16 protein-coding genes are annotated in these 22,746 nt (G+C 55.3%); 9 read left to right on the top strand and 7 right to left on the bottom strand.

What is annotated here, in order from left to right:
* Entirely contained in the window at window positions 1-4,176 is a 4,176-nt protein-coding gene (locus EQG79_RS08440; RefSeq protein WP_129601089.1) for an SdrD B-like domain-containing protein, read from the bottom strand.
* A 796-nt stretch (window positions 4,177-4,972) separates the two neighbouring features.
* On the opposite strand from EQG79_RS08440, the gene EQG79_RS08445 reads away from it, so the two are divergent.
* Together EQG79_RS08445 and EQG79_RS30940 are read left to right on the top strand one after the other, a co-directional pair.
* Window positions 4,973-7,996: a DEAD/DEAH box helicase gene (locus EQG79_RS08445; RefSeq protein ID WP_129601090.1), complete on the top strand. Its 3,024-nt coding sequence runs from the start codon at window positions 4,973-4,975 to the stop codon at window positions 7,994-7,996.
* 90 nt (window positions 7,997-8,086) lie between these two features.
* A complete protein-coding gene (locus tag EQG79_RS30940) occupies window positions 8,087-8,263 on the top strand; it encodes a hypothetical protein (protein WP_165358854.1) in 177 nt (58 codons plus the stop codon).
* 73 nt (window positions 8,264-8,336) lie between these two features.
* On the opposite strand, the gene EQG79_RS08450 is transcribed toward EQG79_RS30940, so the two are convergent.
* Both EQG79_RS08450 and EQG79_RS08455 read right to left on the bottom strand, forming a co-directional pair.
* Window positions 8,337-8,942 (bottom strand): OmpW family outer membrane protein, encoded by a 606-nt coding sequence (locus EQG79_RS08450; RefSeq protein ID WP_129601091.1) that lies wholly within the window; start codon window positions 8,940-8,942, stop codon window positions 8,337-8,339.
* Window positions 8,943-9,207: 265 nt separating this feature from the next.
* Window positions 9,208-9,720, bottom strand: a complete 513-nt coding sequence (locus EQG79_RS08455) for a phosphoribosyltransferase family protein (protein ID WP_077923499.1) — start codon at window positions 9,718-9,720, stop codon at window positions 9,208-9,210.
* Window positions 9,721-9,868: 148 nt separating this feature from the next.
* On the opposite strand from EQG79_RS08455, the gene EQG79_RS08460 reads away from it, so the two are divergent.
* Genes EQG79_RS08460 through EQG79_RS08470 form a run of 3 tightly spaced genes read left to right on the top strand, consistent with a single transcriptional unit; the run spans window position 9,869 to window position 13,633 of the window.
* Entirely contained in the window at window positions 9,869-10,459 is a 591-nt protein-coding gene (locus EQG79_RS08460; RefSeq protein WP_077923498.1) for a YcxB family protein, read from the top strand.
* 54 nt (window positions 10,460-10,513) lie between these two features.
* On the top strand, window positions 10,514-12,697 hold the full coding sequence (locus tag EQG79_RS08465) for a S9 family peptidase (protein WP_077923497.1): 2,184 nt from the start codon (window positions 10,514-10,516) through the stop codon (window positions 12,695-12,697).
* 6 nt (window positions 12,698-12,703) lie between these two features.
* Window positions 12,704-13,633, top strand: coding sequence for a carbon-nitrogen hydrolase family protein (locus tag EQG79_RS08470; RefSeq protein ID WP_129601092.1), 930 nt, complete (start codon window positions 12,704-12,706; stop codon window positions 13,631-13,633).
* Window positions 13,634-13,691: 58 nt separating this feature from the next.
* Here the strand turns inward: EQG79_RS08470 and EQG79_RS08475 are convergent, their stop codons facing one another.
* The 3 genes from EQG79_RS08475 to tnpA form a co-directional block, all read right to left on the bottom strand.
* The gene (locus EQG79_RS08475) at window positions 13,692-14,087 is read right to left on the bottom strand and encodes a Dabb family protein (RefSeq protein WP_077923495.1); all 396 of its coding nucleotides are present in this window, start codon (window positions 14,085-14,087) and stop codon (window positions 13,692-13,694) included.
* Window positions 14,088-14,186: 99 nt separating this feature from the next.
* Window positions 14,187-15,413, bottom strand: a complete 1,227-nt coding sequence (locus EQG79_RS08480) for an NADP-dependent isocitrate dehydrogenase (RefSeq protein ID WP_129601093.1) — start codon at window positions 15,411-15,413, stop codon at window positions 14,187-14,189.
* Window positions 15,414-15,819: 406 nt separating this feature from the next.
* Window positions 15,820-16,254 (bottom strand): IS200/IS605 family transposase, encoded by a 435-nt coding sequence (tnpA, locus tag EQG79_RS08485; RefSeq protein ID WP_077923493.1) that lies wholly within the window; start codon window positions 16,252-16,254, stop codon window positions 15,820-15,822.
* A gap of 657 nt (window positions 16,255-16,911) precedes the next feature.
* Between tnpA and EQG79_RS08490 the strand changes: the two genes are divergently transcribed.
* Window positions 16,912-18,600 carry a peptidase dimerization domain-containing protein gene (locus tag EQG79_RS08490; RefSeq protein WP_129601094.1) on the top strand — a complete coding sequence of 563 codons (1,689 nt, stop codon included), beginning with the start codon at window positions 16,912-16,914 and terminating at the stop codon, window positions 18,598-18,600.
* A gap of 75 nt (window positions 18,601-18,675) precedes the next feature.
* Here EQG79_RS08490 and EQG79_RS08495 read toward each other — a convergent pair whose 3' ends face one another.
* Window positions 18,676-18,936 (bottom strand): hypothetical protein, encoded by a 261-nt coding sequence (locus EQG79_RS08495; RefSeq protein WP_129601095.1) that lies wholly within the window; start codon window positions 18,934-18,936, stop codon window positions 18,676-18,678.
* Between the two features lie 287 nt (window positions 18,937-19,223).
* On the opposite strand from EQG79_RS08495, the gene ffh reads away from it, so the two are divergent.
* The 3 genes from ffh (at window position 19,224) to EQG79_RS08510 (ending at window position 22,695) form a co-directional block, all read left to right on the top strand.
* The gene (gene ffh, locus EQG79_RS08500) at window positions 19,224-20,543 is read left to right on the top strand and encodes a signal recognition particle protein (RefSeq protein ID WP_129601096.1); all 1,320 of its coding nucleotides are present in this window, start codon (window positions 19,224-19,226) and stop codon (window positions 20,541-20,543) included.
* Window positions 20,544-20,872: 329 nt separating this feature from the next.
* Window positions 20,873-22,096, top strand: a complete 1,224-nt coding sequence (locus EQG79_RS08505; protein WP_129601097.1) for a S8 family peptidase — start codon at window positions 20,873-20,875, stop codon at window positions 22,094-22,096.
* Window positions 22,097-22,245: 149 nt separating this feature from the next.
* On the top strand, window positions 22,246-22,695 hold the full coding sequence (locus tag EQG79_RS08510; protein ID WP_077923488.1) for a hypothetical protein: 450 nt from the start codon (window positions 22,246-22,248) through the stop codon (window positions 22,693-22,695).
* The last annotated feature ends 51 nt before the right edge of the window (window positions 22,696-22,746 follow it).

Genomic DNA, 22,746 nt, shown 5'->3' on the forward strand with positions numbered 1-22,746 from the left:
TTAGCGCTTTTGCAGACTTACTTTCGGACATAACAGCGGTTCGCAGGTCGAGCAGGAAGCCACAGGGTTTGTTGTTTGTGTAGTCTGGCAGGTTGGTACGTCAAGATCACGGATAACGAGGGTGTAGGTGGTCGAGCCATCCGCTTTGAACGTAGTGGGCGTGCCGACAGTCACCGACTGACCGTAGGTTGTTCCGCCGGGGTTCAGCACCGTGCCGTTCAGCAATACCTCGAACCGGTTCGACGGGCCGCGCACGCCGGGCAGCGCCCGTACACCCAGGGTATAATAATCGTCGGCGGCCGTTGAGTTGGTGTTGTTACTGGCACAGCTTCCCTGCACCAGCGTGGCTGACGTCAACGTCTGGCTAACAGTCGTTGTGGCCGAGGCCGTACAGCCGTTCGGGGCCGTAGCCGTTACGGTATAGGTGCCAATCTGGCTAACCGTAGCACTGGCGCCTGATGTACTCACCAAACCCGGTCCGGCAAACACGTAGCTCAGCCCGCCGGTCGTGCTGCTGGCGGTGAGCGTCACCGTAGCCGCCGTGCAGCTGAGCGGTCGGTTACTGGTCAGACTAAGCGACTGGGGCGCAGTCGTATTGAGGGTAACCACCGCCGTAGCCGAACTGGTACTGGCACAGCCATTGGCGGTAACGGTCAGTGTATACGTACCGGGTGTACTGGTCGTGAAACTTTGTGCCGCGGAGGTGAAGGCAAGTGGGCCGGTCCAGCTGTAGGTCGACCCGGTCAGGCTTGAGCTACCCGTTACGGTAGCCGTAGCCACGCAGGTAATCGTCCCCCCCGTAGCGGTTGGCACCGGCACTGGCCTAACCGTCACGGTACCGGTGGTCGTAGCCGTACAGCCATTGGCATTGGCCGCGGTTACCGTATAAGTCGTTGTGCCGCTTGGCGTGACCGTGAAGCTACCCGTCGCACTTGTCAGGCCACCCGGCGTCAGCGTGTAGCTGGTACCGCCCGTAGCCGTCAGGGTGGCCGTCTGGCCAGCGCAGATGCTGGTGCTGCTCAGCGTGGGCGTCGGCAACTGGTTGACCGTCACGACGCCGGTAGCTCTGGCGGTACAGCTGCTGGCGTTCGTAGCAACGACCGTGTAAGTCGTCGTGCCACTGGGTGTGACCGTAAAGCTACCGCTAGCGCTGACCGTTCCCGTATTGACCAGCGTGTAGCTGGTGCCGCCTGTAGCCGTCAGGACAGCGGAACGCCCGACGCAGATGCTGGTGCTGTTCAGTGATGGCGTCGGTAACTGATTGACCGTGACCGTACCAGAGGTCGTGGATGTGCAGCCGCTGGCGTTGGCTGCGGTTACCGTATAAGTGGTCGTACCGCTTGGCGTGACGGTGAAGCTGCCCGTCGCACTCGTCAAGCTGCCCGGCGTCAGCGTGTAGCTGGTGCCGCCTGTAGCCGTCAGGACAGCGGAACGCCCGACGCATATTGATGTCGATGAAAGGGTTACGGCGGGATTCGGGTTAATCGTTACCTGAATTAGCTGCGAGGGCCGGCACCCATCAGCCGCAGGGGCAGGATTCAGAATAGCATAGACATAATAGGTAATGGCCGTCGTACCCGTATTGGCCGGGAAGGCTACGTTCCCGATACCGGCCGTACCGCTGGCGGGCGTCGCGGTTCCGAGCGACGTCCCCCCCGAATACATGGCCGTGCCGCTCTGGGGAGCCGTGAAGTAAACGAATTGTATACCGCTGGTAACTGTAGTCGTGGTCGCCACCGTTAGCGATCGGATGGGTGTACCGGTGCAAACGGCCGTTGTACCCGACGGATTCGTTATGGTTGGACAGTCGACAAATCCGAAGTCGAGGGTGTGGTTATTTTCGCCGTAGTCGCCCGTGGTGAAGCTGACAACCGCATTGTTCCCACTTCGTACGGCGTCATTATCAATCGACGGATCGGAACCGGAACCACTGGGTGCCGGCAGGTAACCCGACCCCGAAAGAGCGGTCTGACTCAGCGGAACCCGCAGTTCATAGGCCGTGTTAGGCAGTAAGCCACCCGATACGTTGGTACTGTTGAAATAATATTCGCCATTGGCATCTGTGGTGGTCGATGCCACCTGCGTACCGTTCAGATACAGCTGCACGGTTATGGTGGCCAGGGGCGACAGGCCGTTATCCTGCGTACCGTTGGCGCCCGTTGCTACCCCGTCGTACCAGACGCGGTTGCCAATTTCGATCGGAGCCGGACTACAGGTCAGTTCCAGATCGCCCAAGCCGTTTGCTTTACCGAAGGTGGCTACGTCGCCACTGGCATAGACCTGCACGCTGGTTGACGGACTACCGGTACCCGTCGCATTTCGGAACCGCCGGATACCCCCCGCATCAATCTGGTCGGTCGGGTCAATTACGATGGACGATACATCACCGGTGCCGGGGAAGACGGCCAGGGCCCCCTCGCTCATCTCCGCATGGTACGGATCCGTAGCCGAAGGAATAGCAATGGCGTCCTGGTAATAGTATTCGCCCCCGCCAAAACCCTGTCCGTTGGTGGCACCAGCCGTAGCCGTTCCGTTACAGACCCGGCCCGCTCGCTCGATAGTCCACTGGTTGATGGCCGGATCGCATTTGCCCGCCCGCAGAATGTCGCCCGGCGCGATGGCCCGGTATAACGTAGTCGTGTTGGACGTGTTGGTACCGTAGTTATTATTTCCGTACTGATCGCCCAGGCGGTCGCGCAGGCTCAGGATCATGGAGCCATCGACGTCGAATTCAATACCCGTCAGCATCGGCTGAGGATAGCTGCAGTTGGGCAGGTCAGCGCGCGCAAACCGGTTAGGTACGCTGCCGGTAGCTGGAGGAGCGCTAATCCAGGGTAACCAGTATTCAGCCCGGTCAACTCCCGACCGGTCGTTGTTGGTGGCTCCTTTCTTATAGGTTAGCGGAAACGACAGTACCTGGGTGAAGCTGTTATTGGTCGGGTTGAACTCATACACGTACGCCTTCATGTTAGTCGTATCGCGGGTGATCAGGTTTCCCGTTGTCGAACCGGCTCCGAAGTTGATGGTTGTGGAGGTAGGCACGCCCTCGTTGGTCGTAACCCCGCCAACGTACACCCGATCCCGGTACACTTTAAGCGCAAACGGCCTGAAAACACTCCCCGTCCGCTGCGAAGGTACCGGCAGCGTGTAGCTCGTTGGCGTACCGGCGGTTGGGGTCGCGCTGGTCGGGTTGGTAATTGGGATTTTGTACAGCGACCGGTCGGCCAGGTTTACGGCATATAGTGTGGTGCCATCTTCCGAAAGCTCTATATCGCCCAGGCCAGCTTTACCCACCTGATCGTATACGGACGGGTCGTGATTACCCGTGGTTATGTTGGCCGGTAACCCCCGGTCGGTGTTGGAGGCAACGGTACCGGCACTGAGGGTCGTAAACACACTCGACACCAGCGTACCGCTCACCACCCGGGTCAGATAGATGGCGCCTGCCCCTCCGGGCCCCAGACCCGCGTGTCGTTTCACAAACGCACTGGAGTAAAGCTGGTTGGCAGCCCGCTGATACGCCAGCCCGTATACGGTACCGATCTGCTGGTTCAGCGCCAGGGCCGTTTCGGTAGGCGAGTTACCGGTACTGCTATACGGCAGCGAAACCAGCACCCCCTGCGTACCGGCGTTTCCGGTAGTAGTGAGCGAATTTCCGTTCACATAGCAGGGCACCAGATAGTTGGGATTGGCCTGGCAATAGTCGGCCGGGTGGTTGATACCCAGACTGATCGTTGCCGAGACGGGTAGCGTAGTGGTGTTGACAAACTGAACGGTGGTGCCGCTCTGCGTACCCCGTTGCCCCGGAAAATAGCCACTGGGCAGGTTGGCAAACTGAACCCGGTAGGGCCCGACCACGGAAGGCGTAATGCTGTACTGCCCCTGCGTAGCGGTTGTTGAACTGGTAACCGCCGTTCCGGCAATAGCTCCCGTAGCGGTATATACGGTCACCGTTACGCCCCCTACTCCAATCTCTCCCGTCAGCGTCGATACGGCGGTGTACTGACGGGTGCCACTTTCGTTAAAGTCCCGGTAAACAACCCCCGATATCTGCGCGTTAGCCTGACCGGCTACCAGCAGGCTGATCAGACCGATAAACAGACCGAAGCCACGCCCGGAAGCCGTCTTAAAAAATTGACTATATCGAAGGTAAGTGGCGTAGAATTTTACTTCCATACACAGTAACTCTTTGTATACATCTGTATCATATTGTATAGCTGATAAATCAGATGTAGACAGGCTTTTTTTATAGGATAAAGTACAAGTGCAGGACTCTGTCAATCAAATAAGGTGCCAGTTTTCAGAATTAATAAACTTTAATATCCTTTTAACAATATAATTGTACACGTTTATAGCCAAACAGGAACCCTGTTTCGAAATAGGCCTACTAGTATATACATCACCTATTGAGTATACTATCTTTTGACTTACTCCTTAAATTATCTGATTTATAGTTCATTACGTATATAGTGTCATATGCCGGTTTCGGGGCGCTCCGTGCCGTATACATTTTGTAGTAATCGGGCCAAACAATTTATCCGATTTCGGGTCTATACATGAATCGAATCGACCAGGTGGCCCCGCGCTCCGGAACCAGCAGCCAGTCTTGTCCAACCGGAACCTGGCCTTTTTACGGACGGGCCAGTTCATCAAATACTATACCAGATTTGGCAGGAACACATAGAATTTAGAACCTACAGACTGACTGGATTTAACCGTATGATAAGGTTCGTTTAGACCTCTTATCACAATTCGGTTGTTTTCGCGAAACGACCGTTGGAGATTAGGTATTGATTTGTATATTTGAAACCGTCGCATTATGAATTTTATGCATAATAAGCTATTATACAGCCTATTGTGCTCTCTTTTTGCGACTCAGCAAACTACCCCACCGGGTTCTACCATAGTCCGTTCACCTTCCTGCCGTCTGGCGTCGATCCAACCAATCGACTACCGATAGCTATGTCGTCGCATGAGAGTCTCGCCTACGCAACCATTCCAAATCGTTTATTCCCTGCTGGACCATGAGTTTCTGGGTTACCTCATCGAAGCCTTTGTGGTACAGCGGAATAGCAAGGGAGAGTTAACCCTGCAGAACCAGACGCTCTCGACACAAAATGTGGGCGAGTTTGCGCAGGGACTCGATGAGCGGGATTTTGAACTGGTTAAACTGATCGACAGTATTCAGCAGGACACGATCGTTAAGAAGTTTAATACCCGCAAGCTGCCCGCCGTCGATTTTTTCCTGAAGATTTACGACCCGCAGAAAGGCGACAAGCTGGTTCAGGAAGCGATATGCCAGTACCTTGAGAATCTGAAGGCCCAGATCATGGCCCTGATGCCCGGCAAGCCGTTCTATATCATGGGCAATGATGGCAATCCGGCCTGGTCGGTAATCGAGTGGATGCCCGAACCCGCCAGAGTCAACTTCCACTTCGACCGCAACGCCGAATCGACCCATTATTTCCCGATTATCCGCTACCCTACCGGCCAGGTATCCGAAACCGGCCGCCCCCTGACCGACCGTGTGGAGTTTCAGTTCAAGGATGCGCTCATGATCTGCGACGAACCGGCCTACATGATGGTCGGTAACCGGCTGTACCATTTCGGCAAAAACGTGGATGGAAAGAAGCTACGGCCGTTCTTCACGAAAAATCATATTATCATTCCCCGCAACATCGAGCAGCAGTACTACGAGCGGTTTGTTACCCAGCTCATTGCCGGCTACGACGTATATGCCAAAGGGTTCGAAATCAGATCCGAGATACTGGAGCCAAAACCCGTCCTGACCGTCTCAGAAACGGTAACCAGCGGTCGGACCATACTAGCCGATGGTTCGGTCGATACCGACGAGGAAGCCAGCCAGCGCATCACCTTCGATCTGTCGTTTCAGTACGGCGACTTCATGTTCCGGTTCGACAGTTTCGGGCCGTCGGCCAACGTCAGCCTGGAAAAACAGGGCGACGACTATATCTTCCATAAAATTCGGCGGGACCAGCGGCTGGAGCGGCAAAAGCTGAGCTTCCTGCGCGACACCGGCCTCGACCTGCGCCACGGTCGGCTGGCCCTGCCCAAGACCGAAGCCTTCAGCTGGCTGACCGAAACCAACGTGCGGCTCCAGGAAGCCGGCTTCCAGCTCCGCCAGCACGAACACGACGCCAAGCGGTATTTTCTGGGCTATTCGAGCATCGACGTATCGATCCGCGAAGGCCGCGACTGGTTCGATATCTACGCCAACGTACGCTTCGGCGAGTTCGAGATTCCGTTTCTGAAGCTGCGAACCCTTATTCTGAACAAAAAACGGGAGTTCAGCCTGCCCAACGGCGAGGTGGCGGTGATTCCGGAAGCCTGGTTTACCAAATACTCGGAGCTGTTTGGGTTTCTCGAACATCGCATCGATCAGGACACGGACCAGCTGGTTTTACAGAAACACCACCTGGCGCTGGTGCAGGAACTGGAACGCGACAACCTGGCCAGTACCGTGATGAGCCGCAAACTCGAACGCCTGCGCGACTTCGCCGAAATTGAGTCGTTTCCGCTGCCGAAGCAATTCAAAGGGGTGCTGCGCCCGTACCAGCAGGCCGGTTATGACTGGATGAATTTCCTGCGCCAGTACCGGTTTGGCGGCTGCCTGGCCGACGACATGGGCCTGGGAAAAACGGTCATGACGCTGGCCATGCTGCAGGGCCAGAAAGAGATCGCGCTGGCCGAAGCCGGCGTTTCGGCCTCGCCCGAAGAGCAGCAGGCCGCCCTGGCAGCCGCCCGGCCCAGCCTGCTGGTGATGCCCACGTCGTTGCTGTACAACTGGGAGCTGGAAGCCCGCAAATTTACTCCCGATCTCCGGGTCATGATCTATACCGGCACTTACCGCGACAAGAACACGGCCCAGTTTGACCAGTACGACCTGATTCTGACCTCCTACGGTATTGTCCGGATCGACATCGACCTGCTGAGCCACTACCAGTTTAACTACGTGATCCTGGACGAGTCGCAGGCTATCAAGAATCCGTCGTCGCACATTACCCGGGCGGTGATGCAGCTGAACACCAAACATCGGCTCATCCTGACGGGTACTCCGCTGGAAAACAGCACTATGGACCTCTGGTCGCAGATGTCGTTCATCAACCCGGGCCTGCTGGGCAGCCAGTCGTTCTTCAGAAATGAGTTTCAGGTACCCATCGAGAAACGGCACGACGAAGCGAAGACGGGGCGGCTCTACGGCCTCATCAAGCCGTTCATGCTTCGGCGCAACAAGGCCCAGGTAGCTACTGACCTGCCCGAAAAGGTAGAGAGTGTGCTGTTCTCGGACATGACCCCCGATCAGGAGAGGCAGTACGAAGAAGCCAAGTCCTACTACCGGAACCTGATTCTGGAGCGCATTGAAGAAGACGGCATGGCCCGGTCGCAAATGATCGTTTTGCAGGGCCTGACCAAGCTCCGCCAGATTGCCAACCACCCCCGCATGGTCGATGCCGACTACGAAGGCGATTCGGGCAAACTCGACGATATGCTGATGCGGCTCGAAACGGCCATCGGCGAACGACATAAGGTTCTCGTCTTCAGCCAGTTCATCAAACACCTGAGCGTTGTTCGCCAGTATCTGAAGGAAAAGAACATCAAATACGCCTACCTCGACGGATCGACTACCGACCGTCAGAGCCAGGTCGAGCTGTTTCAGACCGACGATTCGGTGAGGCTGTTCCTGATCTCGCTGAAGGCTGGGGGGCTGGGCCATAACCTGACCGCAGCCGACTACGTCTTCATCCTGGACCCCTGGTGGAACCCCGCCATAGAAGCGCAGGCGGTTGACCGGGCCCACCGGATTGGCCAGCAGAAAACGGTCTTTACGTATAAGTTTATTTCCCGGAATACCGTCGAGGAAAAAATTCTGGCGCTCCAGCGCTCCAAGCAGCAGCTGGCCGGCAGCCTCATCACGACCGAAGAAAACTTTGTGAAATCACTCACGAAAGAAGATATTATGGTGCTGCTGGAGTAAGGTTGGGGGTCAGGCAGTGGTTTTTTGGGACACTCGGTCTGTTTTAGAGTTATCTACCCGGAAATCATCATTCACCCAATCGACTCAACGATGAACACAAAAAGTATACTCGGCCTTGTTCTAACCCTGGCCGGTCTGGCTGGCCTGATCTACGGCGGCATCGACTTCACCAAAGGGGGCGTGGCGCAGGCTTCGTTCGTTTACCTGATCCTGGGCGGCATCTTTTTCTTCGCCGGCATCAGCCTGATTCGTAATACGAAAGGCTAAAAAAAGAGTCATCCACATCTCCGCAGATCGACAGTCGCGGAGATGTGGATGACTCTTTTTCGTACAAACGCTACTAGTTGCTACCCAGGTTGTAATAAACACCCAGTCCCAACAGCAGCGCTGTGCTCGTCGTGCCCTCACCGAAAATAAGGTGCAGACCGGCATCAACATTGACACCCAGCGCCGGGGTGAGGGCATACTGTACGCCCGCCTTGGGCGCAAACCCGAAATTGGTGAAGTTGTCTGAGACAGACCCGAGAGAGCCTGCATTCGTTGTCAGATCGATTTTATAAGCAGTGCGATACATACCCGCTTCCAGCCCGGCGTAAGGACGCAGCGAAGGAACCACTTCGTTAAAGAAATACTCCCCCTGCGCCGTAACCTGAAGCCTATTGACGCTAGCGGTAGCCGTGGCCGTAATTCCTCCGCTGCTGCTACTAGCCGACTCACGTTGACTAAAGTACCGCGCGTTTAGCCCAACGGCCAGATTCCGGTTCAGGAAATAACGGCCGGTAACTCCCCCCCCCCATGAGCCATTAGAGAACGAAGAGCCCGATTCAACGGGGGCGAGGTAGTTCCCGGTCAGGTTTAGCTGAATTTGGGCCTGCGCCCGGCCCGGTACCAGCCAGCAACCCAGCAACAGGACCAGCGCAGCTACTATGCGTACATACTTTTTCATAACTGTAGATAATTGATTGAGCCGCGAATCTAGGCTTTATCACATATTATCTACAGAACAGATACATTAAATTTATTCATATGTTGGCAAGGAGAACGCATGAATAGATTTAACACAGCGGATGTCTGCGGGTTTATGCTGGCTTTACTGTATACTGGTTCTTGCTAAGGCCTACACCACTGACTGGCCTGGCCCACCGTGGTCCGTATCTTTTATCAGGATTAAAACCACTGACTGGCCTACCGGCACAGTCAGGGTTATGAGGTTAGCGGAGGTAGACGCCCATTCGGGTGTCATCACTCAGGACCACATCGACGTGGTCGGTCAGGGTGGTGCTGAGCTCGTAGCCTTTGTAGTCGGCAGAGACGGGGTAGCGGGGGTAGTTGCGGTCGACCAGCACCGCTACCTGCAGCTTGCGGATCGGCACCGACAAAAAAGGCTGCAGACTGAACGCCAGCGTTCGGCCGGTATACAGCACGTCATCGACCACGATAACCACTTTATCGGTAAAGTCGGTAACCGATCCGCTGGCTTCGACGGGCGGCTGGGCGGGCTGGGTTTTGTCGAGCCGAAGCTGCAGCAGTTCGACCGAAAAAGGGGCTATGCGCTGCAACTCCTGGGCCAGGGCCTGGGCCAGCACGTAGCCTTCGCCCGAAATGCCGGCCAGCAGCAGAGCCGGCTCTTCAAAATTGGTTTCGTATATCTGGAAAGCAATCCGCCGGATTTTCTGGCGAATCTGCTCAGGAGTAAGAATCAGCGTTGGCTGGATGGTATTCATGCGCACGTAAAACCATTTACGCTGTAAAGATGGGAAAAGTCGATCACGGAACGAAATAACTGAACCTCGGAGCCTTCCCCCTTTCGTGTGCCCTATTCTCCCTTTCCACCTAACAATCCGTATCTTTGCGCTTTCTCACGAAAGTGCCATGATTGTTAAGACAAAAAAATACGCATTAGACCAAAAGACGTACATCAACATTGCCCTGCGGCAGTGGCTGAAGGAGAACTGGAAATGGGCCTTTGTACCGCTGGGACTGATCCTGCTGAACGTGGTCCTGAACATCACCGGAGCGTATCCAAATTACTGGATTTACATCGTCATTGTGCTCCTGACGATTCTGTACGTGCTGTTCTGGGCCGTACAGATTACGGGCATCGCCCAGATGGAACAGAGCAAAGCCCTGTTTCAGAAATACGTCTACGAAATCGACAGCCGCCAGATTCTGATGCGCATCAACGCCAAAGAAGGGGGCCTGCTGAAATGGAATCAGATCGACAGCGTTATCAAGGACAAAGACGCCTACATTCTCTTTCTGGACAATACCGAAGCCATGAAAAATGTGAAGGCGACCTGGATTGCCCGCGTGGTCACGAAAGGACTTTCCAAAGCCCAGTTCCTGTATCTGCCGTTCAGCATTTTCAACAGCGATAACGACCTGCGTTTTACGGATGCGCTGCTCCGGCGCAAAGGCCTGCTGCCCGATAGTCCGGCGCTTCCGGCCGAAACCACCAAATAGCGGTCTGGCCCTGGTCGTCTCACACTCATCTGACCTTATTGGCACACAACCCGTATGCTCCGATTTCTTAGTCTGCTGATTATCCTGCCAGGCCTCGTTCTGGCGCAAAAACCTGTAACCCTCGACGACATCTGGGGACGCAGCCAGGGTGTCTTCAACCAACGTTCGGTATCGGGCGTGAACTGGATGAAAACGGGCGGTTTCTACACCACCCTCGACGGCGGTCGCATCGATCGGTTCAGCATCACGACGGGTAGCGCCGTAGAGACCCTCTTCGACGAGCGCAAAAACACCGTGACCAGCACCGGCAAAGCCGTTCACGTCGACAGCTACCAGCTCTCGGCCGATGAGCGCAAACTCCTGCTGACCACCAACGAAGAGCCGATCTACCGCCGGTCCAGCAAGGCCGACTTTTACGTCTACGACCTGACCACCAAGCAGCTGAAAGCACTCAGCCAGGCCGGCAAGCAGCAGTACGCTACGTTCTCGCCCGATGGCAAACGGGTGGCTTTTGTTCGCGACAACGACCTGTTTGTGGTCGATCTTCAGTCGGGTAAAGAAACCCGGCTCACAACCGATGGCAAACGTAACGCCATTATCAACGGGGGCGCCGACTGGGTCTATGAAGAAGAGTTCAGCATGGCCCGGGCCTTCGAATGGTCGCCCGATAGCCGGCGGCTGGCCTGGATCCGGTTCGACGAAAGCCGGGTTCCGGAGTATAACATGCAGCTCTGGGGCGAACTATACCCCACCGATTACCGCTTCAAATACCCCAAAGCCGGCGAAGCCAACTCCGTTGTAACGGTCTGGATAGCCGACGTAACGACGACCAGGAAAGTACAGGCGCAGACCGGCACCAATACCGACATCTACCTGCCCCGGATTCAGTGGACCAAAGACCCGGCGCTGCTGTCGGTCCGGCGGCTCAACCGGTTGCAGAACCAACTCGACCTGCTGCACGTGAATGCAGCCAGCGGGGCGGCCACTACGGTGCTGACCGAGTCGAGCCCGACCTATGTGGACCTGGAGTTTACCGACGATCTGACGTACCTGCCCGATGGCAAATCGTTTGTCTGGAGCAGCGAACGCAGCGGCTACAAGCACCTCTACCTGTACAGCATGGCGGGTAAACTGATCCGCCCCATTACCGGCGACGGCGCGTTCGAAGCGTTCAGCATCGTAGGAATCGACGAGAAAAAACAGCTCGTTTATTACCTCTCTACCGAAGACTCGCCCCTCGAGCGCCACCTCTACCGGATCGGGCTGGATGGCCAGAACAAACAGCGGCTCACCACCCAGCCCGGTACCCACCGGGCCGACTTCAGTCCCGATTTTTCGTATTATCTACTGTATCACGCATCTGCTTCGGCCCCGACAACGGTCAGCCTCCGCAACACCCAGTCGACCACCGATCTGCGGGTGCTGGAGTCGAACGGCGCACTCAAAACCCGGCTGGCCGGCTACCGGATCAGCCCGAAGCAATTCTTCCGGACCAAAGCCGCCGACGGGTCGACCGACCTCAACGGCTGGATGATTCGCCCGGCCGACTTCGACTCGACCAAAAAATACCCGGTGCTGATGTTCGTCTATGGCGGCCCTGGCTCGCAGACGGTGAAGAACGACTGGGACGCCCGCGACTTCTTCTGGTACCAGACGCTGGCGCAGAAAGGGTACGTGATTGTATCGGTTGATGGGCGGGGTACGGGCGCGCGCGGAGCGGCTTTCCGTACGGTTACCTACGCTCAGCTGGGCAAACTCGAAACTGAAGACCAGATAGCAACGGCCCGGTACCTGAAAACCCTGCCCTACGTTGATCCGGCCCGGGTTGGCATCTGGGGCTGGAGCTACGGCGGCTACATGACAGCCCTCTGCATGACGCTGGGTGCCGACGTCTTCAAGACCGGCATTGCTGTTGCGCCCGTTACCAACTGGCGGTTCTACGACTCGATCTACACGGAGCGCTACCTCAAGCGCCCGCAGGAAAACGCCAGCGGCTACGACGATAACTCGCCCGTTACCCACGCGGCCAAGTTACGCGGCCCCTTCCTGCTCGTACACGGCACCGGCGATGACAACGTTCATTTCCAGAACTCCGTTGCGTTCGAGAACGCGCTGGTAGCGGCTAACAAGCAGTTCCAGTCGTTCTACTACCCCAACCGGAACCACGGCATCTACGGCGGTAACACCCGCCTGCACCTGTACACGATGATGACCGATTTTCTGGAGAAAAACCTCTAAGCGCCTATGCCCCTGCCAACTGTTCGGGTGGGCGTTGTACAGGCCACGCCCGCTCTGTTCGACCGCGAAGGAAGTATCGATCGGGTTATCCGCTGGATCGAGACAGCCGCGCAGGCTGGTTGTCAGCTCGTCCTGTTTCCGGAATCGTTCATTCCCTGCTACCCGCGGGGCTTAACGTTCGATGCCGTAGTGGGTCGCCGAACCGACCACGGGCGGAACGTATGGCTCGACTACTGGGAAAATGCCATCGAAGCCCCATCGGCACAGACAGACCGAATTACGGAAGCTGTTAAACAAGCAGGCATGCTCGTAGCGTTGGGGGTAACCGAGAAAGAGCCGGTTGGTGGAACGCTCCACTGCTCGCTGCTCTATTTCGGAAAAGACGGTACGCTGCTGGGGAAGCACCGGAAGCTGAAACCAACGGGGCTGGAGCGCTTCATCTGGGGCGAGAGCGACGGCAGCACGCTGGTCAGCTTCGACACCGAACTCGGTCGTCTGGGGGGCCTGATCTGCTGGGAAAACTACATGCCGCTGGCCCGGATGGCGATGTATCAGCAGGGCCTCGATATTTACCTGGCCCCCACGGCCGACGCCCGCGACTCGTGGCAGTCGACTATGCAGCACGTAGCGCTGGAGGGGCGCTGCTTCGTGCTGGCCAGCAATCAGTTTGTCCGTAAAACCGATTATCCCGAACGGTATCAGGCCGAGCTGACTAACGAGCCCGACATCATGAGCCGGGGCGGTAGTGTTATTGTTTCGCCGATGGGCGAGGTACTGGCCGGACCACTCTGGGATCAGGAAGGCTTACTGGTCGCCGACCTGGATTTCGCCGTACTGGCCAAAAGTAAACTTGATTTCGACAGCGTAGGCCACTACGCCCGGCCCGACGTATTCACCCTGACGGTCACGAATCAGCCTCCCATCCAGCCGGTATAAATGCAGCGAGGAGACGCCCTGATAGCATCTCCTCGCTGCGTTTGTCAATAGCAACCGGTTATTTCGCCTGGTTGGTGAAATCGACCACCGTCACGTCGGCCAGCCAGGGACCCACTACTGAACCGAAGGCTTTATGAGCCGGATGAGGCAGGTAAGTATCCCGGTCTTTTTCGTTATCGAACGTCAGGATAAACGCGTGCGTCAGGCCTTTATCGAGTTTTTCGGGACTGTTGTTGGTTCCCCACTGGAACCCTTTGATTTCTTTGATCTTCGACGGCAGCGCTTCAAAAGCGGCTACAATCTCGGCCACCTTTTCGGGGGTAGTTTCGGGTTTGAATTTGAAGAGCACGACGTGCTGCAGGGCTTTGGCTTTCATGGGTTTGCGGGGCGGCTCGGTACCGGCGTAGGTAGTGAGCGTCAGGACCGTTAGCAGACTGACGAGTAGGTATTTCATATAGATATAGGGTTTGCAGGTTAAAGACCGTGCCACGGCTGGGCGACGTATCGCTTTGCACCGTGGCACGGAGTATGGTATCAGCAATAGAGGACGGTATTAAGCCAGCCCCCGTTTTGCTTTCAGGTTTTCGTCCAGCGCTTCGAGGAAGTCTTCCGTATTGAGGTAGTGCTCACCCGCTACCAGTTTGGTACCAGCCGGGTAGGCCGACAACGCCAGATCTTTCGTCATCTTGCCGCTTTCTACGGTTTCAACGCAGACCGCTTCGAGTGCCGTAGCGAAATCGATCAGCTCCTGGTTGTCATCCAGCTGTCCCCGGAACGCCAGACCACGCGTCCAGGCGTAGATCGAAGCAATGGGGTTGGTGCTGGTTTTGTTGCCTTTCTGGTACTCGCGGTAGTGGCGGGTAACGGTACCGTGGGCTGCTTCCGCTTCCATCGTCTTGCCATCGGGCGTAACCAGTACCGAGGTCATCAGACCCAGCGAGCCAAAGCCCTGGGCTACCGTATCTGACTGTACGTCGCCGTCGTAGTTTTTGCAGGCCCATACGAAATTACCTTCCCACTTCAGCGCCGACGCCACCATGTCGTCGATCAGGCGGTGTTCGTAATGAACGCCTTTGGCTTTGAACTCGGCTTCGTAAATTTCCTGGAAGATGTCCTTGAAACGACCGTCGTATTTCTTCAGGATCGTATTCTTGGTCGAAAGATACAGCGGCCATCCCTTCTGCAGAGCCATGTTGAAACAGGCCTTGGCAAAACCGCGAATCGACTCATCGACGTTATACATCCCCATGGCTACCCCCGGACCTTTGAAGTTGAAAACTTCGTACTCCTGTACGGTTCCGTCTTCGCCTTCAAACTTCATGGTCAGCTTTCCTTTACCCGGCACCAGGAAATCCGTAGCGCGGTACTGATCGCCGAACGCATGTCGCCCTACGATGATCGGCGCGGTCCAGTTGGTTACCAGACGTGGCACATTGCTCATCACAATTGGCTCGCGGAATACCGTTCCATCCAGAATATTCCGGATAGTTCCGTTGGGCGATTTCCACATCTGTTTCAGGTTAAACTCTTTTACGCGGTCTTCATCGGGCGTAATGGTGGCACACTTGATACCAACACCGTATTCTTTGATTGCATTAGCGGCATCGATGGTTACCTGGTCGTTCGTCTGGTCGCGATATTCAATACCGAGGTCGTAGTATTTAATGTCAACGTCAACGTAGGGCAGAATCAGCTTGTCTTTAATGAACTTCCAGATGATGCGGGTCATTTCGTCGCCATCCAGTTCGACAACCGGATTTGCTACCTTAATTTTTTCCATGCGAGTTGTTTATAATTAATTGGGAACGAAGCAAAATTTGGGAGCAAAAGTAGTGAATAAGGGGCAAGGCGGAAAATAGAAACGAGCCTGAGGACCCTCCACACGGTTTATCGGTTTCATCGGTATGAATGCCGACGCTAGTCATGAATCGCCGATAGAACGATCCGGCCCGGGTTTACCCTTTTTTACAGGTTATGACATGATCATAATTTACCTATCCGACCAATGGATAGGCATTTATGCCGGGGCCATACGCCATATCCCGTTTCATCGGCATGAATGCCGACGCTAGTCATAAATCGTCGACAGAACGGTCCATCCCCGGCTTACCCTTTTCATGGGTTATACCATCGCCAGGCCCCCACCCCGCCGGCCAATGACTAGCTCCGGCATTCATGCCGGGGCATTAGTCATCAGTCGTAAATCGCCATTGTCGTACTAAGCTGTCATACTCCTCCGCGTAAGATCGTCCCTGATGATGGGCTTCCTGGTTACGGATATAATCCCGAGTTTTATTAAGCGTTGATTCACACACGGAAACAGCGAAGTACTCCGTCTGCCAGGCGAAGTAGGCCGGCACGTATCGCTTTTCTTTCAGCCATCGCGAGGATTCTCCTTTCAGAATATGTACAACTTCAGCAATAGACTGAGTTGATTTAAGAGATATAAGTACATGTACATGATCCGTATAGCCATTAATGAAATCGACGTAGATATCATGTTCGTGAGCATGGTCCCGTATATGCGAAAACACGACCTGACGTAAGGTAGGTGTCTGAAAGAAGGGCTCCCTATTCTTCGTGCTCCAGACAGCATGTACCCATATTCTAACATAGCTCATAATTACGGCAGATTGATCTTATAAATTAATATATATTAAATAAACGTATGGATACAAATATTCATCGGCATATCCCGTTTCGTCGGCATGAATGCCGACGCTAATCATGAATCGCCGATAGAACGATCCGGCCCGGCATAGCCATTCGTACAGGTTATACCATCGCCAGGCCCCCACCCCGATGACCAATAACTAGCTCCGGCATTCATGCTGGGGCAAACCCAATACCACGTATCGTGTCGTCGGCATGAATGCCGACGCTAATCGTGAATCGCCGACAGAACGATCCGGCCCGGCATAGCCATTCGTACAGGTTATACCATCGCCACAACCCACCTCTCCGACCAATAAATAGCCCCGGCATTTATGCCGGGGCAAACCCATTATGCATATCGTTTCATCGGCATGAATGCCGACGCTGATCATGAATCGCCGATAGAACGATCCGGCCCGGGTTTACCCTTTTCATACCGTAACCTACTCCTACGACCAATAAATAGCCCCGGTATTCATACCGGGGCAGGCATATCCAATTCCCGATGAACATTAATAGACCTGGTATCCAGGCAGGTGAATCTATAAGCCCATTAAGAATAATAATCCCTGACCATGAATCGAGCCGCCGTAAATTGTATATTGTCGGAAACAACCTTATCCATGAAACGAATCATCTACCTCATCCTCAGTGTACTGATGCCGCTACTGGCGATCGGACAGCGGAAAGCCAAGCAACCTGCCGGGACCGACCGCGACCCACTCGCCAAAATCAAAGCCGAAGCCGTAGCCGCCGTCGACGCCCGTAAAGACCAGGCTCAGCAGATCAACGACATGCTGTTCAGCTTCTCCGAACTGGGCTTCCAGGAACAGGAAACCTTTACCTACTTGACAACCCTACTCGAAAAAGAAGGCTTTACCATTCAGAAAAACATTTCAGGTATGCCGACGGCCTGGATCGCCACCTGGGGCAGTGGTAAACCCGTCATCGCGATCGGCTCCGACGTCGACTGTATTCCTAAAGCCAGCCAGAAACCCGGCGTGGCCTACAAAGACCCCATCGTTGACGGGGCTCCCGGCCACGGCGAAGGCCATAACTCCGGACAGGCCCTGAACATCGTAGCGGCTCTGGCCGTGAAACAGCTGATGGAACGCGACAAAATTCCCGGCACGCTCATGCTCTGGCCCGGCGTTGCCGAAGAACTCGTGGGGGCCAAAGCCTTTTATATCCGTGATGGCTATTTTAAGAATGTAGACGCCTGTATCTTCACCCACGTGGGCGACAACCTGACCACCTCCTACGGCGATGCCGGTAATAACGGGCTGGTGTCGGTGAAATTCAATTTTGAAGGGTCAGCCGCCCATGCAGCCGGAGCACCCTGGCGGGGAAAAAGTGCGCTCGACGCTGTAGAGCTGATGAACATCGGCTGGAACTACCGGCGCGAACACCTCGAACTAACCCAGCGGTCGCATTACGTCATCTCCGACGGGGGTGACCAGCCGAACGTTGTCCCCTCCAAAGCGGCTGTCTGGTACTACTTCCGCGAACGGAGCTACCCCAAGATCAAAAAGTTGTTCGAAGCCGGCATCAAAACCGCCGAAGGAGCCGCCCTGATGACCGACACCAAGTTCACCTACGAAATACTGGGATCGGCCTGGCCCGGCCATTTCAACAAGCCCATTGCCGAAGCCATGTACAATAACATCCGGAAAGTAGGGCTGCCCACCTGGTCACCCGAGGACCAGTTGCTGGCCCGGGCCACCCAGAAAGAACTCCAGGCCCGCAAAACCGGCGGTCTTGCCATGAAACTCGACAGCATCGGACTGCCCGCCGGCACGGCGCCTACCATGATCATGGGTGGCCAGACGTTCGTACCCCTCACCGGCGGCTCCGACGATATTGCGGATATCTCGTGGTCACTGCCCACGATCGTTCTGCGCTACCCGAGCAACATTCCCGACCTGCCCGGTCACCACTGGAGCAACGCCATCTCCATGGCCACGCCTATTGCGCACAAGGGCATCGTGGCCGGTGCCAAAGCCGAAGCCATGACCCTGCTCGATCTGCTGCTGAAACCCGAAATCATCAAAGAAGCCTGGACGTATTACACCAACGAACAAACCAAAGAGCAGAAGTACACGCCCCTGATTTCGCCGAAAGAGTTTCCCGCCGTGTACCTCAACCAGAAGATCATGGCCGACTTTAAGCCGAAACTGAAACCATACTACTACGACCCAACCCGCTACAAAACCTATCTCGAACAGCTGGGCATCAAGTACCCAACCCTGCGTGACGACCAGCGGGCCGACCTCGAAAAAACAAAAGACAACAAGGAGTCGACGGGGAAATAAACCCGCCAGCCTTCCACAAAAAAGCCCCTGACCGGGGCTTTTTTTGATGATAACGATAAATAGGCTACGGGGTAGCTATTGCTTGTTGCGGTGCGCTTTGGTTACCTCCCGGACGTTATTCATCAACCGTTTCCAGCAACGGCTGATGGTACTTTTACCTTCGTCCTGCCGCGCTTTTTTACTGTCGACGGTGGTCTCGGCTTTGGCCGTTGTGGCTGAGTTGCGCGCCAGAACGGGTGCTTTTGGCTGACGGCTCAGGCTTTTGGCGGGGTCACTCGCGTCAGCGGCAGTCGCGGCAGGCTGCTGTACAGTCGTCGCGCCCGCGGTTACGGTCATTGATGGGCAGGCGATCAAAAGGCTAACGAGCCATAGACCCGCTACTTTGTTTAGTCCGATTTCTCTCATGAAGGTAAATGCACTCGTTAATACTGGCTATCGCAGGATCGATTCATGTTCGTATGAACCACAATTACAAACATAACGACGTTTAGTATTATTTATGCAGTGAATAGGAATAAATAGTTACCCGGGTTACAGTAGCTACAAATCGGTACGGATCAGCCGACCGTACTATAGCACCCCGCCGGAAACTGTTATCTTTGTGTCACTGTTTTTAAAGGACTATGTTCGAGAATCTTCAGGATAAGCTCAATAAGGCTATTAAGACCCTCAAGGGGCAGGGCCGCATTACCGAAATTAACGTTGCCGCTACCATTAAGGAAGTGCGCCGGGCACTGACAGATGCCGACGTAAACTATAAAGTAGCGAAGGACATTACCGACCGCATCCGCGACAAAGCCATCGACCGCAAGGTGCTGATTTCGGTAGAGCCGGGTCAGCTGTTTGTCAAGATCGTGCAGGAAGAACTGACCGAACTGATGGGGGGCGAAGCCCAGAGCATCAACGTCAAGGGCGATCCGGCGGTTATTCTGATTGCGGGTCTGCAGGGTTCAGGAAAGACCACGTTTTCGGGCAAACTGGCTGCGTACCTCAAAAAACAGGGCCGTAACGTCCTGCTGGTGGCCGCTGATATTTACCGGCCAGCCGCCATCGACCAGCTTAAAGTGCTGGGCGAGCAGGTCGGCGTGGAGGTGTACAGCGAACCCGACAATAAAAATGCCGTACAGATTGCCCAGAACGCGATCAGCCAGGCACGCCGGACCGGCAAGAAAGTAGTCATCGTCGATACCGCCGGTCGTCTGGCCGTCGATGAAGCGATGATGCAGGAAATCGAAGCCGTGAAACGGGCGATAGCGCCCTCCGAGACCCTGTTCGTCGTCGACTCCATGACGGGTCAGGATGCGGTCAATACCGCCCGCACGTTTAACGAACGGCTTAACTTCGACGGGGTTGTACTGACCAAACTCGATGGCGACGCCCGTGGTGGAGCGGCCCTGTCGATCAAGACCGTTGTTAACAAACCCATTAAGTTCATCAGCACGGGCGAGAAAATGGAAGCGCTCGACGTGTTTTACCCCGATCGGATGGCAAGCCGGATTCTGGGTATGGGCGATGTGATCTCGCTGGTTGAACGGGCGCAGCAGGCGTTTGACGAAGACGAAGCCAAACGCATCAACGCCAAGATGCGGAAGAACCAGTTCGACTTCGACGATTTCCTGAGCCAGCTCCAGCAAATCAAGAAGATGGGCAACGTGAAAGATCTGCTCGGCATGATTCCCGGTATGGGCAAGATGATCAAAGACCTCGATATTGATAACGACTCGTTCAAGCCCATCGAAGCCATTATCAGTTCCATGACCCCCCTGGAGCGTCAACGCCCCGATATGATTGACGGCAGCCGCCGAAAACGCATTGCCAAAGGATCGGGAACCGACATCACGCAGGTCAATAACTTGATGAAACAGTTTGAGGAGATGCGGAAGATGATGAAAAAGATGAATACCATGCAGTCGTCAGGAAAACTCAATAAACTGATGCGCTAGTACCCTACAGTAACCCATTGGTCAGCAAGCCGAATAATCGCCAGGAGCGGTTGTTCGGCTTGTTGGCGTTAAGAGCCCGTCCGAACCTATTTTCTCCCCGGCCAGCCCGCCCCGGCCAGGCACCGCATCTTGCTTTCTGATGCCGTTTCTTTATTAAACGGTATGCCAATGAATAACAAGCTATTAGCCCAAATAACATCTATATTATGTTGAATTATGTAAAAAATGTTAATTTTTAATTTATCATATATTGATTTCGTAAATAAATAGTTTCTATATTTCTGACGAGGCCTCAACCCAAATTCAATAACCTTCATCTTAACTTACACATGGTACACGTATCTAAACGTGCCCTGCTGGGCGCATGCTTACCCTTTTTACTGGCCAGTTGCCAGCTTACCGAACCCGATGCTGCTTTATCTGACCAACAGGTACCCGACAACCTGGTTCGCTACGAACAGCCCGGCAAATCGGCACGGGCTGCCGGTGACCGACAGAAATACATCATCACGCTGAAAGAAGACGCGGATATCGCGAATCTGTTACCCCCCGAAGGCGGGGCCTACGACGGTCGACTAAACCGGATGCGGGGCCTGATCGAGCAGGTGATCGGCTCGTCAATGGGCCAGCGGGCCGAGCAGGTCTATGTGTCCAGTCTGAAAGGATTCACCGTCACCCTGTCGCAGCAGGAAGCGGCCTGGGTCGAGAAATTGCCGGTAGTGGCTTCGGTAGAGCCCGACCAGGTATTTCAGCTGAAGCTGCCGGGCGGAACCGTTTCGGCGCAGGCGCAGGAAACCCCCTGGGGTATCACCCGCGTGGGCGGATTTGTGAACTACACGGGTACGGCCGTAGCCTGGGTAATCGACACTGGTATCGATATGGACCACCCCGATCTGAATGTGAGCCAGACCCGCGGTCGTAATTTTATCAACACCAGCGCCAGCCCCGACGACGATAACGGCCACGGTTCGCACGTTGCCGGCACTATTGCGGCCAAAAACAATGGTCTGGGCGTGGTTGGCGTGGCGGCTGGCGCCACCGTTATCCCTATAAAAGTGCTGGCCGGCAACGGCAGCGGCTCTAACTCAGGCGTTATTGCGGGCGTCGATTTTGTGGCCAGTAACGGCCGGGCCGGCGACGTAGCCAACATGAGCCTGGGTGGCGGGCTGTCGACCGCCCTCGACAATGCGGTAAAAAGCGCAGCCGCCAAAGGCATCAAGTTCGCGCTGGCTGCGGGCAACGAAGCCCAGAACGCCAACAATTCGTCGCCGGGTCGGGTAAACGGTACCAATATCATTACGGTATCGGCTTTTGACGCCAACAACCGGTTTGCCAGCTTCTCGAACTACGGCAACCCACCGATCGATATTTCGGCGCCGGGTGTGAGTATCAAATCGACGTATAAGAATGGTAGTTACGCCACGCTGAGCGGTACCTCGATGGCTACTCCCCACGTAGCCGGTATTCTGCTGGCCAACGGCGGCACGCTACGCTACAACGGCACCGTAACGGGCGATCCCGACGGCACCCCAGACAAGCGCGCTTATCGGTAACAAACGATTTTGGTAGATAGAAATCTAGTCAGACACGGCCCGGCTTTTAGCTGGGTCGTGTTTTTTTTACAGGCGCTCCGGCCGGACCAGACAGTTGTTTTCGTCGTTCAGCCGCTTGTTTCTGCCGGGAAAAGTGTTGTTTTGCGGCTATGAAACACGCATTTACTGCGCTGCTCCTCAGCGTTGCCGCTTCGGCTTTTGGTCAGGCTTCCGTAGCCTATTATCCGTTCAATAACGTCGTTAGCGTTAGTACCAATGCCGATCGGGCCCTCTGGCTCGATGCGCGCGTACAGACCAACACCGTATTTGGGTCGCTCAGCACTACGTTCTGCCCGATGGTTAACGTGAGTCGCCAGCCCCAGGTAAACGTGTACACCGGTCTGGGTGTCCGGTTCAACTTCCTCAACGGTCTTGACGACCGCCAGGCGCTGGAAGGCTACTCGCTGCATGTGGGCGTACGGGTACGGGTACCGTTTGTACCGAATCTGCGGGCCGCTTTTGAGCTGGCTCCCTACGCCCGCCAGGACTTCAAAACCGGCAACCTGCAATCCATGCTGGGCCTGGCCTATCAGTTCAAGAAAAAAGTAAAAGCCGAATAACGCAGCAATCGGGTCGGTAGAACGGGCTGTTGCCTGCTCTACCGACCCGAT

The sequence above is a fragment of the Spirosoma sordidisoli genome, assembly GCF_004138325.1.
Lineage (GTDB): Bacteria > Bacteroidota > Bacteroidia > Cytophagales > Spirosomataceae > Spirosoma > Spirosoma sordidisoli.

Coding starts and splice junctions, on each gene's coding strand:
- EQG79_RS08440 (WP_129601089.1), bottom strand. CDS start 4,176: ATGGAAGTAAAATTCTACGCCACTTACCTTCGATATAGTCAATTTTTT.
- EQG79_RS08445 (WP_129601090.1), top strand. CDS start 4,973: ATGAGAGTCTCGCCTACGCAACCATTCCAAATCGTTTATTCCCTGCTG.
- EQG79_RS30940 (WP_165358854.1), top strand. CDS start 8,087: ATGAACACAAAAAGTATACTCGGCCTTGTTCTAACCCTGGCCGGTCTG.
- EQG79_RS08450 (WP_129601091.1), bottom strand. CDS start 8,942: ATGAAAAAGTATGTACGCATAGTAGCTGCGCTGGTCCTGTTGCTGGGT.
- EQG79_RS08455 (WP_077923499.1), bottom strand. CDS start 9,720: ATGAATACCATCCAGCCAACGCTGATTCTTACTCCTGAGCAGATTCGC.
- EQG79_RS08460 (WP_077923498.1), top strand. CDS start 9,869: ATGATTGTTAAGACAAAAAAATACGCATTAGACCAAAAGACGTACATC.
- EQG79_RS08465 (WP_077923497.1), top strand. CDS start 10,514: ATGCTCCGATTTCTTAGTCTGCTGATTATCCTGCCAGGCCTCGTTCTG.
- EQG79_RS08470 (WP_129601092.1), top strand. CDS start 12,704: ATGCCCCTGCCAACTGTTCGGGTGGGCGTTGTACAGGCCACGCCCGCT.
- EQG79_RS08475 (WP_077923495.1), bottom strand. CDS start 14,087: ATGAAATACCTACTCGTCAGTCTGCTAACGGTCCTGACGCTCACTACC.
- EQG79_RS08480 (WP_129601093.1), bottom strand. CDS start 15,413: ATGGAAAAAATTAAGGTAGCAAATCCGGTTGTCGAACTGGATGGCGAC.
- tnpA (WP_077923493.1), bottom strand. CDS start 16,254: ATGAGCTATGTTAGAATATGGGTACATGCTGTCTGGAGCACGAAGAAT.
- EQG79_RS08490 (WP_129601094.1), top strand. CDS start 16,912: ATGAAACGAATCATCTACCTCATCCTCAGTGTACTGATGCCGCTACTG.
- EQG79_RS08495 (WP_129601095.1), bottom strand. CDS start 18,936: ATGACCGTAACCGCGGGCGCGACGACTGTACAGCAGCCTGCCGCGACT.
- ffh (WP_129601096.1), top strand. CDS start 19,224: ATGTTCGAGAATCTTCAGGATAAGCTCAATAAGGCTATTAAGACCCTC.
- EQG79_RS08505 (WP_129601097.1), top strand. CDS start 20,873: ATGGTACACGTATCTAAACGTGCCCTGCTGGGCGCATGCTTACCCTTT.
- EQG79_RS08510 (WP_077923488.1), top strand. CDS start 22,246: ATGAAACACGCATTTACTGCGCTGCTCCTCAGCGTTGCCGCTTCGGCT.